Raw genomic sequence first — 11,368 nt, 5'->3', positions numbered from 1 at the left:
CAAAACTAAAAATTTTTTTAAGAAACAAACCGCTTAGAATTGATGCTGCCGAGGTCAAAATTCCAATAATTGCTAACTCTTTTCCAATCAAAATCCCCATCAAAACATACCCCAACATCGCAAAATTAAGAAAGAAAAGCGAAACTTGAATTCCAGTCAACGAAACTTTACCTGTCATTTTAACGATACCAAATATAATAATCGCATAAAGAAGAAGAGAAAGCCACATTGAACCAATATAAGGCCCTTCTGGAAAATTCATACCCGCCCTCATCATCTGCCTTACTCGATTGATCGTTATCAAAATCGTCCCCACTGAGCCAGCTAGTACAGCAACATTCCAAAGAAAGCCATATTTAGTTATTCCAACAAGCATCCCACCCGCAAACAGTACAAAACCCCATAAAATCAAATAATCTCCTGTCCTCCTTCTCCCCAAAGCAATTCCCATTCTTCTAAATGCCTCACTTAACTCCATAACTGCATCCTGTTCAGTGTAATCTACTTTTTTCTCCATAGCTCATCTCCATATTTGTTTTACAAATTACTTTGTACTACAAAGCAAATATAATAAATCAAAATTTAAAAGTCAAGTCTACAAACCCCAAAACAAAATTTGAAAAATTAGAACCCACCACAAAATTCCCCTCGTGCCTTCCCACCAACATACATCTAAATCTCAAACCATTCCCTTTCCGTCTCTAAAAACATCTATGTGACATTCTTAGCTCGATAAAAATTCTAAAAAACAAAAAAGGGGACTTTAAAAGTCCCCTTCTAAATTTTACTTCAACCCTAAACCAACAATCTTATCCTTTTGCTTAACGGAAAAATCCAATTCGTATCCGTACAAACTTAATTTCCCATTCACATGCTTTGATTTATCCTTGATCCGAAGCTGACCACCAGAAAGTTCAACAACATCATTATGACAAGAACTTGCACATGAAGTCGAAGAAACCCCAGGATGATTTCCACCAGGCGGAAGACCATGACATGTACCACAAGCCGATTGAGTGCCATCTACAACATTCCACTTCGGCGTGTTACCCAAATTTCCATTTCTAAAATACCCATGACAATAAGTATTTGAACAAGTTAATTGCTCATAATTATAATTTGGGTTCGGAACAAGCGAATCGCCAATTCCAATCGGTGTGGAATTTCTCGAAAGCGATAAAGGCTGGAAGATAACTTCAGCTTTGTTTGGAGTTGTATCATCTGAAGATACAGGTAAGTGCCCAGGGCTTTTCAAATTACTTGGCTTCACATGACATTCATTACAATCAAAACCGAGTGAAAGTTTACCTCCAACAACATGCGCTTGATGCGCTCCAACACCAGGAGAAGATGTTGAGAAATTATTGCTCAAATCCCTTGGCGGTGCCGAATTTAACAGATTCCCATGACATGTATTGCACGCCTCTGGTCCACCAGGCGCACTATGACATGTATAACAAGATGATTTACTGATCCCACCATTGTAATTACTTCCATGACATTGCTTGCATTGGTCGAGATTCCAAGATGTTTTTCTTATGAACTTTCCATGTGAATTTTCACTCCCAACTTGGACCCAATCAGACGGATGTATTTTTATAGCTCCGAGAGCTAAACTATCCTCAATAACCCACTTTTTTATTTTATCTGCCTTTAAACCTGCATCGGCTCCAAGATATTCCCTCATACTTCCACCAGGTTGCGTAGCAACAACAATTTTACTGTTCGGATCTCCAGGTATCGCTACCCCACTTTGCACTATTCCAAAGTATGTTGAAAGATCAAAATTCGTAGATGCTGGATTGTGGCAACTTACACAATGGTCGTCAAGAATTTTTTTGATGTCGTCTTTGTAAGTTAATTTTAATAAAGCAGGTGGCGTAATGATTTCCTCCTTTAATTCGCTACATGAGAATAAACCAAGTGAAATAAGGATCAGCGGAATTAAAATTTTGGCTTTCATTTTTTCCAACTTTTAAATTTTTAATCTTTTGATCCATGACAATATCCGCAAAAGCCAATTCCTGATTTTCTCGTGTTCGTATGGCAAGTGAAACATACCGAGCCATCATTCGTGTGCCAGTCACCTTCGACATCTTTCATGTAGTTTTTGGGATGCGTTTTTGGATCATTACCAACTCCTGGATTTCTATCGACATGACAAATTATACAAGTCGGATCAGCTCCTTCGGTATCATGACAACTCATACACATTTCAATATCTCGTTTAGCAAGTTTAGCGTGCCTTCCACCGCCAGTTCCAACGCCAATCGTGACAAAATCATTTCCACTATGCCATTCGGGTTTAGCTTGGCTCAACGTTATATTACCATTGGGTGCGTGACAACCACTGCAAAAAGTCTGGCGATCATGACACACATAACAATCTTTTTCCTTGCTCTTTGCCTCGATTCCATGAGTATAACGATAATTCAAATCGTGAACCCTCTGCAAAACGAGTTGCTTTTTCCCGGAAGTTTGCGGCGTAAATGGGGCATAAAAATCTTTTCCTGTTAACGGAACTTGAACAAGGTTTACACCGTCATGACACTGCTGACAGAAATCATCAGTATGACATGTAACGCAATTATTCTCAGAACCAACGGCGCGAACAAACTTTTTATGTTCAGTTGCAAAATCAACAACCTTATGACTCGTCGGCAAAAGTGTAACGGCCTCAACATGGCAAGCTTCACACTCATTCGTTGCAGTTCTGCTATTATGGCAGGTAAAGCAACTTTCCATGCTCGGTAGATGCTCGGGCGTTGCGTAATCAACTTTATCAGCACCGGCGTGACAATCAAGGCAGTTCAATTTTTGATTTTCAATGTGAAACTTGTGAGAAAAAGCAATTTTTCTAATGGGCGCTTCGTATGGAACCATATTTTTTGTATCAAGATGACAAAATTCACATGGTGTTGACTTTTCATCATGGCAATTAAAACAAGTCGCCTGCTTAGGAAGAAGAAAATCGGATGATTTCTCGCTCGTCAAAGCATCTGCATGACAATCAGTGCACTCAGCACCCACATTTTCAGCGTGAAACTTATGTGAAAACTTAACATTCATCCATTGCTTTACATTATCCCCATAAAATTCATCTCGCTCTGATACCTTTGAATCAGAAAATGCGACGAATATAAATGTAAGCGGAACCAATAAAATTGACAAAGCGTAGAATATGAAAATTTTCGTCATCTTCATTTTTCAAACCAAATTGATTTTCATTTAATAAAACCAAGATTTGTAAAAAGCCAATAGTTGAACTTGAAAAATACTCTAAAATCAGATTTATAAACTTTGTTCTGAATATACTGCGTCTGAATGTCGAAGGAAATTGCGTTATTTAGCCTTGCATTTCCACCTAAAGCCAAAACAATGTCTTTATGCTTCTCACCGCCTTCCCATAGTTTATAAGAACTATAACTTAAACTCGCATTTGGAATAAACTTATTGTTAAACATCGGATAATAAACTTGTGCCGATACGCCATCAAGCTCACCCGCATAACCTAATCTCTTCGCAAAATTAACAGAGCCATATCCAGCATCAAATCCCACCACAATTCTTTGTGCTTTGTCATCAACATAGTTAACATTCGAGAAGCCAACATAAACTCTCAGAAGTGGCGAAATCCTATAATGAATTCCCGCTTCAATTTCCTTGGTCACACTATAATTGAAAACGGAAAAAATTGAATTCGCTGGAATCCTCGGATCACGATAATCATAACCAGCGCTTAACTTTAACCTTTCCATCAAATTAACACCCGCTGAAAATTCAAACCTTGAAAACTTGACTCTGTTTATATCGTAATCAAGGCGTGAATAAAGCTCAAAGCTTGAAAATTCATAGTTTAAATCACCACTTACAATTTGATACTGTGAAGAAGTTGGGCTGATCTCTTGAACAAATACATCCCCAAGGCTATCTGCACGAAAGGCTTCGTAAGTTTTGGGTTTGCGATGTTGATTGAAGTAACTCAACGATGCATTGAAAGAGCCCTTTGAAAACTTTAATTGTCCTCCGAACATAAAGTTATTCTTCGGATCATCGTTCAATGCAAATTTTTGATTCCGTGGCATAAGAAATCCACCGTAAACATTTGCGCTTAAAAACTTAAAAATCTTCGCATTGATATACGCACCATCAATCGTCCCAACACCTACCCCTGAATAAACAGCAAACCTTCCAAGTTTTAAATTAAATCGATTAAAAATATTTCTCCAGTTAAGATAGAAATTGTAAAATCTAAATCTTGGGTCATCGGTTTGCTTTTCGCGAAAATCATTCGAAAGATTCGCAAAGGCATGAAACGATAAATTACCTTTGCTCAAAGTTAACTGCGCAAGCTGATAAGCCCTGAGATGATTCGTCGAAATTTCAGGGGTTTCTTGCCTCTGCCACATATAAGCTGTGGTTGTAAGGCGAAGGTTTAAATTTTGTGCGAATAAAATCGCCGGGAATAGCAAAAAAATTAATTTCTTGCTCATCTCTTTTTCTCAATTTGCTTAATTTTTAAATAAAGAGCGATTACAAGAACTGTTATTATCAATGTTGATATCCCAAGTCCCCATCTTCTGAAATAATACTCATAAATTGCATCAAGCCCAGATTTAGTGACCCTATCTACTATTTCATATCCAGGTTCAATTGTTTCTTTAAATTCATTGAGATTTGCAGTGTGAATCACTGTTCTCGTTTTTATAAGGATCTGCGGAACATCGTTCATCTCATATCTTGCATCTGATACATCCATACCTTTGTATTCAGCCTCATCAAGAATTGCTTTTGCTTTACTTGCCCTCACAACAAGCGTATCAATCATATCCCTCATTTGTCTTGCCACCTCAAAACCTTTATCTCCTTCCTTATGACATTTTATACAAGTTGACTTTGTGCTTACACCAAGCATTTCATCGGTTGGATGTTCGATTAAATGATTACCATGACAAATTTCACATTGCGGAATATTCTTCTTTTCAAAAACTTCAGCGTGTGGACTCCTTGAAAACATTTCAGCATTTAGAGCATGACATACACCACAAACATGTGAAATTGACTTAACACCCGGTGGAATAGCACCATGATTCCCATGGCAATCGTTGCAAGCCGGAGCCGATAAATCACCCTTCTCAAGCAAAGCTTTACCATGAACGCTTTGAACATATTTTTCGTATTGATCAGTTGGAATTTTATAACCTCGCATATAATCAGCATCGCTATGACACTTTGCACAAGTTTTGGGTAAAGTTGAAGCAAAAACAGTTGACCTTGGATCGTTAGCCTTGAAAATATCATGAGCGGAATGACAATCAGAACATGTTGCTACTTTAACATCACCTTTCAATATCCTTTGACCATGAACGCTTGTCTTGTACTTTTCAAACTGATCCGTTGGAAGAGCTGGATTGAATCGCTTCATGTAATTTGCATCGCTATGACATCTGCTGCAAAGCCTAACTTCAGAAGTTGGATAAACGGGAGAAGCAGGGTCAGTAACTTTTTTAATATTATGAACACCGTGACAAGTTACGCATGTTGCAATTTCACTTTTCCCATGAACGCTTGCTTTGAAAAGTTTAAATTGCTTTACATCGATCTTTGATCCAAATTTCCCCATAATTGCATCATCCGAGTGGCATCTTAAACACACACTCGTGATTTTATCACCTTTCGGAACTCCGATATATCCTTTTTCCTTGCTCATCGCAACATCCATATCATCACTCGTTTTGTCCCCACCGTGGCAATCCGCGCATGAAATTCCAAGCTTAAAATGAACATCCCCTGGATAAAGCTCCGTTGCTTTATCCCCTACAGCATCTTTATGACAATTATAACACCCATCTCCAGTTTGAGATAAAGCGGAGACAGATATAAACAAACTTAGTATTAAAACAATAAATCGCCTCATCGCAATTAAAATTTTGTTTTTAACTTAACGCATATCCAAGTATCGTCATTGTGATCATATAAATTAACACGAAAAGCCCGATGTAATTTATCAACCTATTTCTATAACCCTTCTCAGTTTTCACATCCCAAAATGGAACAAGCATCCACAATATTCCAGCGACTGTAAAAATGAGAACACCAAAAAATTCACCCTCAATGAATAAAACTTTTGGTGGTAAAAGCTTGAGGGTTTGATACATGAAAAGGAAATACCATTCGGGTTTAATTCCAGCTGGTGCAGGAGCAAATGGATCCGCCTTCTTACCCAAATCCCAGGGGAAGAAGACAGCAAGAACTGCAAGTATATTTAAAATTATCAACCAAAGAAGAAGATCACGAAGTAAGAAATTGGGGAAAAACGGAATGTATTTTCTCTTCTCAGGCGGTAGCTTCTCCCACTCGGGCGGTTCACTCATACCTTGAATTTGAACAAATAAAAGATGTATGAAAAGAATCACGGTAAAAATTCCCGGAAGTATGGCTACATGAAGCCCAAAAAATCTTGAAAGGGTTGCACCGGTCACATCTTCTCCACCGCGAACAATTATTAACAATTCCTTCCCAATTACAGGAATTGAACCAATTATCTCCGTTCCAACCTTAGTTGCAAAGAAGGCTAGCTCATTCCAAGGCAAAAGATATCCACTGAATCCAAATGTTAAAGAAAGTATTAAAAGTAAAAATCCCGTAACCCAAGTTAATTCCCTCGGTTTACGATACGCCTTTGTGAAGTAAACGCTGAACATATGAATGAAAACAGCGAGTATCATTAAATTTGCTGACCAACTGTGGATTGAGCGAATCAACCAGCCAAATTTAACCTTCGAAACTATAAATTGAACGCTCTCATAAGAGCTATCCTCTCCAACCCTATAATAAAGCAACAAAAGAATGCCAGTGACAACCTGAATTATAAAAAGGAACAAACTCACCCCACCGAAATAATACCATATCGAATGCCTATGCTGGGGCACAGACTTATGAGACATAAATTCAATGAAGCCACGTATTTTATATCTTTCATCAAACCAATTAAATAATCTTTCTCCAAATTTTGCCATGGGTTCAACCCTCCTTTGATACGTAAATTTCATCTCCTCTCACAATGACTCGAAATGCTTCAAGAGGTCTTGGCGGAGGACCCGAAATATTTCGACCATTAAGGTCATATACCCCATTATGACACGCACACCAAATCGCTTTCATATCCTCGCGATATTGAACCGTACAATCAAGATGCGTGCAAACAGCTGAAAAAGCGCGAAATTCACCGGTTTCAAGCCGAATTAGAATCCCGGGTTTGTTTCCAAATTTAAAGATTGTCCCCGTGCCAGGGTTAAAATCCCCAACCTTACCAACCTTAACACTTTTTACTTTGGCTTCGGGAATTTTAGGGGGTATGATATAGCGAATGATTGGATATAAAACAGATATAATCCATCCAAGAAAACCAAAACCGAGAATATAATTCAAAAAATTTCTTCTCGAACTCCTATGCTCTTGCACCATAAATTCGCTCCTTATTTTTTAAAGAACAAAGGGCGCATCTTGGAAAAGGATGCGCCCAGTAAAAAATCATTCAGCCTTCGGAAGTGGATGAGCTATCTTGGGCCACTCTTTATTAAAATCAAACTCTTTAAATGTCGGGCTCTGCTCGTTATGGCATGTTCTACAGAGCTTCTCCGCACTTCCATCTGAGACCAAAGCAAGCACAAGCCCATTTTTTACGGCTTCTTCCCTGTTTTGCATGATCTTCAAAGTCTTATAATCTGAACCTGGACCATGGCAAGTTTCGCATTGAACACCATCTTCAATTTTAAATTTTTCCAAAAACGCTTCCTTCGGGGCACCATAACCCGTAACATGGCACTTTAAACATTCGGGTGCTTCATACGGCGGAACTTTAATCCCCTTTTCTTGCGCAATCTTTTTCGCCTCTTCTGTCTTCAATGTCTCATACGCCTTTGCATGTTTGCTTGCCTGCCAGATTTCAAACATTTTACCTTTTTTCTCTCCCTTGTGGCATGGTGCACAAACTGCAACACCAACATACTTATGCTTTGGTGCTTCTTGCGAAATAAGGTATCCGAAAATAATAGGAATCAGAAACAGGACGAATAAATATCTCTTCATATCTCCTCCCACAAATTTTGTTTTACATTGTTAATTTAGAGAGAATAAATTTAATTGTCAATATGTTTTCAAATTTTCACCAATCGGTTGCGGAGTTAACCTTCTTTTAATATCTCGCAATACCTCGGTAACAAGATTGTAGTTGTGTATTCCAGACGCGCTCCATTTCTCAATTCCCGATACAATTCCCAAAATTTCACTTCTATCTTTACCTTCATAATTCTGACTCAACCTTTTAACTTCACTTATCAACTTTCTCACCTCGTTTTTCCACTCGAGAGCCATCTTATCATATCCAGAATCATGACAGTTCAAACAAATTGTCTCATCAGGCTTTATAACCTTGGCATTTACCACATGGCAATCAACACATTCAATCCCAGCTTGATTCATAACATCTGGGCTCATTTTACTCATAAAAGTTCCATAATAAATCTCAGTTGATATCTTATGACAACTCTTACAGTCTTGCGCTGTCTGCTTCTGGTGATGGCACGAATTACATTTGTCTTTTGTTAAAACTAACTCCCCGTGCTTTCTTGCATTTGAATGACATGTGTTGCACTTTAACCCGTTCTCTTGCACATGTTTCGCATGCGAGAAAACAGTCCCGTAAATTGCTTTGCTTATATTTTCGATTCCAGTATGACAATTCGCACATTCGCTTGGAACTTTTGATGAAGCAAAAAACTTGGGCAAGTTATAATTTACCTTTGCGATCTTTAAAGCTTCAGCAAGATATTCATAACCCTTTGAAATTATTTGATCTGAATATGTTATGTTGTGAACTGCCTTCCCAGATTCGACTATTAAAACTGAGCTTTTCGCTTTTTCAATAAGTGTTTTCGCGGATGGGACATCAACAAGCGAATCAACTATTTGAATCTGACGCTTCAGGCCTTCGATTTTTTTATCCGCTGACTCTTCCCACAACACAAGAAGCTTTGCATAACCCTTACCATGACACACCTCGCAAGATTGTGGTTTCGCAACTTTAACTTTGGCTTTCCCTATCAATTCCTCGTGAAAAACGTGACAACTCGCACACTCCAAACCCGCCTCAAACATTGGATTCGGATGACCTTTCAAACCATTTAAATCCTTGCCAGCAAAAAGAAGTACTTGATTTTTATGTTCATCTATATGACAACTTTTACATTCAAGTTCCTCATCCGGGCTTATCCTTCTAACCTTATGCTGAATTGTCAAATGGCATTGTATACACTCAATCTTGTGCTCAGCGATATGAACCCTGTGAAGCAATTCGGTATTTCCGTATTGACTAAGACGCGCATGATCAAAATGACAAGAATAGCAGTTCTCCCTCGGAACAAATCCATCACCGATTACCGTACTGACATGACAACGCGTACAATCAATCTTTCTATTTATCACTTCTGAATGATCGAATCGATACCTTGACATTTCCTCCTTTGGTATTGATTCCCAATGATGACATGTTTGGCAGTTGGATAATTTTTTGTAAACCGCAAATTCAACATCACCGTCTCGCTTAAAGTGACATAAGAAGCAAGTCGTTTCAGTAACAGTGATATGCTCACCTTGAACAATTTGTGAGTGACAACTTGTACATCTTAACTTCTTCCCGCGCCTCATCTCTTCAAGATGTGGCCCATGATCAAAAACAACCCCTTTATAAATGACCCTACCTTTCAATAATCTCGTCTCATGGCATCCACTTTGCAAACAGGATTCATCCGAGATCTCCGCCCAGGGTTTTCTTTTTGTATAAGAACGAGCAAAGTAGTTGACAACCTGAACAAGACCTTCAAGCTTTCCTCTCACAGTTCCAGCCAAACCTGGCGGGAAATGGCACTTAACACAAGTCACATCTTTATGTGTAGATGTTTTCCAACTTTCATAAAACGGCTCCATATAATGACACGTGGGACAAAAGGACGGTCGTGAAGTAAATTCCGCAGAAAATGCCAAAATGAACAGAAAAATCAAAAGTCCTAGTCCAATTTTTAAAGATAATTTTTTGAGCTTCGCTTTCTCCATTCTCTCCTTATTTTTCTTTAATTTTGTTTCACGCCAAAATTTAAAATTTTCTAATGAATTTCTCAATTCTTTGACTTAACTCGTCGATAAACTGTAAATTGTGCGCACCGAATGAACCCTCGCTTATAAAATCATCGATTGCTTTATCGAGCTCATAGAATTTCAAAATCTCTTCAACATCCCCACTTGAATTTAACCTTCTTACTATTTCAGGCTTTAGTTTATCCCATTTCGAAATCAAACTTTTAATCTGTTCTCTCTTTTTAATAAAATCTTCGGTATACTCTTGTTCATGGCATGAGCCGCAGATCTCAACCCCTGGCCTAATCGGCAAATTATCACCCGCCATATGGCAATCCTGACACGAAACTCCAGCTTGTGCCATGAAATCTTCAGAATCTGTCAAAAACTTTCCGTTATAAAAATTCGATTGTTTTGAATGACAAGTCTCACATTTTGACTCGCTTCCACCACCTTTATAAATCAAATCTCTGTGATGACACTTATTGCAATCACTTGCAACTTCAAGCACTTGCCCATGTGAGGCTTGTCTTGGCTCACCCCCAACATGACAATTAACGCAATTCAATTTAAATAAATGTACGCCATGTGGGAAATCTCTCGTTTTATATGTGCTATTTAAATTTTCAATTCCAAAATGACAATCAAGACATCTTGAATTATTTTTATAAACAAATTCAAGTTCTGGTTTTTTACCCCTTGCGCCTATCTCTTTTTCAACGATATCAAGAAGAAGATTGACATACTTTATGTTATGAACTCCATAACTTCCATCCCGTTTAATGGTTTCAAGATTTACATTAACTTTTTCGTCATTAAATTTCTTCAAATTAACTCTCTTCAAAAGTCGCGCAACCTCGATCTCAGATTCAATTTTTGTCAATCTTTCTTTAACTATTTTCTGCCACTGACCCGCGAGTTTATCATAACCCTTGCCGTGACAATTACTGCATGAATTAGGATCAAACTCCGGAAGCTCGAAAATTACTTCAGAATGAGTTTTTGTAAGTTTAACCTCGTGACACCCTCTACAAGAAACACCAGCGAGAAACATCGGATCAGGCAATACTGGAACATCCCTGCCCCCAGTTCCAGAATAAATTTTTTCCTGGATGGAATGCCTATTTCCATGGCACTCTTGACAAACGGGTGAAAAAACCTCGAAAACCTCTACCTTCCCATGTTTTATCTCCTCATGACATTTTAAACAGTTAATTCTTTCTTTGCTCACATG

At 38.2% G+C, this 11,368-nt stretch carries 10 protein-coding genes; all 10 read right to left on the bottom strand.

Going from position 1 to position 11,368, the window contains the following annotated elements; genetic code table 11:
• A partial coding sequence (locus AWW78_RS08515) for a hypothetical protein (RefSeq protein WP_047134891.1) occupies positions 1–517 on the bottom strand: 517 nt, incomplete at its 3' end.
• Between the two features lie 267 nt (positions 518–784).
• Positions 785–1,963 (bottom strand): CxxxxCH/CxxCH domain c-type cytochrome, encoded by a 1,179-nt coding sequence (locus AWW78_RS08510; protein ID WP_047134890.1) that lies wholly within the window; start codon positions 1,961–1,963, stop codon positions 785–787.
• Between the two features lie 20 nt (positions 1,964–1,983).
• The gene (locus AWW78_RS08505) at positions 1,984–3,204 is read right to left on the bottom strand and encodes a cytochrome c3 family protein (protein WP_082349315.1); all 1,221 of its coding nucleotides are present in this window, start codon (positions 3,202–3,204) and stop codon (positions 1,984–1,986) included.
• Between the two features lie 20 nt (positions 3,205–3,224).
• Positions 3,225–4,493: a hypothetical protein gene (locus tag AWW78_RS08500; RefSeq protein WP_047134889.1), complete on the bottom strand. Its 1,269-nt coding sequence runs from the start codon at positions 4,491–4,493 to the stop codon at positions 3,225–3,227.
• Positions 4,490–5,917, bottom strand: coding sequence for a cytochrome c3 family protein (locus AWW78_RS08495; RefSeq protein ID WP_047134888.1), 1,428 nt, complete (start codon positions 5,915–5,917; stop codon positions 4,490–4,492). Before AWW78_RS08495 ends, AWW78_RS08500 begins: the two co-directional genes overlap by 4 nt.
• Positions 5,918–5,936: 19 nt before the next feature.
• Complete coding sequence (locus AWW78_RS08490) at positions 5,937–7,019, bottom strand: cytochrome b (protein ID WP_047134887.1); 1,083 nt, start codon at positions 7,017–7,019, stop codon at positions 5,937–5,939.
• Positions 7,020–7,023: 4 nt separating this feature from the next.
• Complete coding sequence (locus AWW78_RS08485; RefSeq protein WP_047134886.1) at positions 7,024–7,467, bottom strand: QcrA and Rieske domain-containing protein; 444 nt, start codon at positions 7,465–7,467, stop codon at positions 7,024–7,026.
• Between the two features lie 66 nt (positions 7,468–7,533).
• Positions 7,534–8,091: a cytochrome c family protein gene (locus AWW78_RS08480; RefSeq protein ID WP_047134885.1), complete on the bottom strand. Its 558-nt coding sequence runs from the start codon at positions 8,089–8,091 to the stop codon at positions 7,534–7,536.
• Between the two features lie 57 nt (positions 8,092–8,148).
• A complete protein-coding gene (locus AWW78_RS08475) occupies positions 8,149–10,113 on the bottom strand; it encodes a cytochrome c3 family protein (RefSeq protein ID WP_141653911.1) in 1,965 nt (654 codons plus the stop codon).
• Positions 10,114–10,153: 40 nt separating this feature from the next.
• The coding region (locus tag AWW78_RS08470; protein ID WP_047134883.1) for a cytochrome c3 family protein at positions 10,154–11,368 on the bottom strand (1,215 nt) is incomplete at its 5' end.

This window comes from Candidatus Kryptonium thompsonii (assembly GCF_001535985.1).
GTDB lineage: Bacteria > Bacteroidota > Ignavibacteria > Kryptoniales > Kryptoniaceae > Kryptonium > Kryptonium thompsonii.
Note: the sequence above shows the minus strand (reverse complement) of the source record. Positions and strands in the feature narration are given on the sequence as shown.

Coding starts and splice junctions, on each gene's coding strand:
- AWW78_RS08510 (WP_047134890.1), bottom strand. CDS start 1,963: ATGAAAGCCAAAATTTTAATTCCGCTGATCCTTATTTCACTTGGTTTA.
- AWW78_RS08500 (WP_047134889.1), bottom strand. CDS start 4,493: ATGAGCAAGAAATTAATTTTTTTGCTATTCCCGGCGATTTTATTCGCA.
- AWW78_RS08505 (WP_082349315.1), bottom strand. CDS start 3,204: ATGAAGATGACGAAAATTTTCATATTCTACGCTTTGTCAATTTTATTG.
- AWW78_RS08480 (WP_047134885.1), bottom strand. CDS start 8,091: ATGAAGAGATATTTATTCGTCCTGTTTCTGATTCCTATTATTTTCGGA.
- AWW78_RS08495 (WP_047134888.1), bottom strand. CDS start 5,917: ATGAGGCGATTTATTGTTTTAATACTAAGTTTGTTTATATCTGTCTCC.
- AWW78_RS08485 (WP_047134886.1), bottom strand. CDS start 7,467: ATGGTGCAAGAGCATAGGAGTTCGAGAAGAAATTTTTTGAATTATATT.
- AWW78_RS08490 (WP_047134887.1), bottom strand. CDS start 7,019: ATGGCAAAATTTGGAGAAAGATTATTTAATTGGTTTGATGAAAGATAT.
- AWW78_RS08475 (WP_141653911.1), bottom strand. CDS start 10,113: ATGGAGAAAGCGAAGCTCAAAAAATTATCTTTAAAAATTGGACTAGGA.